The sequence below is a fragment of the Lujinxingia vulgaris genome, from assembly GCF_007997015.1.
Taxonomy (GTDB): Bacteria; Myxococcota_A; Bradymonadia; order Bradymonadales; family Bradymonadaceae; genus Lujinxingia; species Lujinxingia vulgaris.
Genome location: NZ_VOSM01000117.1, coordinates 1 through 504 on the forward strand (window position 1 = coordinate 1; position 504 = coordinate 504).

1 protein-coding gene is annotated in these 504 nt (G+C 44.2%); it reads left to right on the forward strand.

Features of this window, described 5'->3' with window-relative positions; translation table 11 throughout:
• On the forward strand, positions 1-300 hold a 300-nt coding region (locus tag FRC98_RS21155; protein WP_283809675.1), incomplete at its 5' end, for a helix-turn-helix domain-containing protein.
• Positions 301-504 lie beyond the last annotated feature (204 nt).

Below are 504 nucleotides of genomic sequence, written 5' to 3' on the forward strand. Positions count from 1 at the left end.
AAAGACATCATGCCGAACTCAAAGCCGAAAGTCATCACGATTTTAGACATCCAGAACGCGGTCGGCGGGCAATTCAACGTAAAATTGGAAGATTTCAAGACAAAGCGGCGGACAAAGGACATCGCCTATCCGCGCCAAGTAGCGATGTACCTGTCCCGCGAAATGACGGATTTTTCTTTGCCTAAAATAGGGGAAGAGTTCGGAGGCCGGGACCATACAACGGTCATCCATGCCCATGAGAAGATTTCGAAGATGTTGAAAGACAACCAGCAGCTCCGGAGCACGCTCGGAAAGGGTTGATCCCCATGTGGATAACCCGGTATTTTCCCAAGCAGTTTATACACAGGCTATCTACATGTGGATAAGCTGCTTTTATTCACTTTATTGGGGTTATCCACATAATCACAGGCCCTACTACTATTATTACTTTAAAAGCATTAAATAAAATATATATATAAGCGAGGTTCGAGAATGAAATTCGAGATAATGCGTGAACGATTAGTC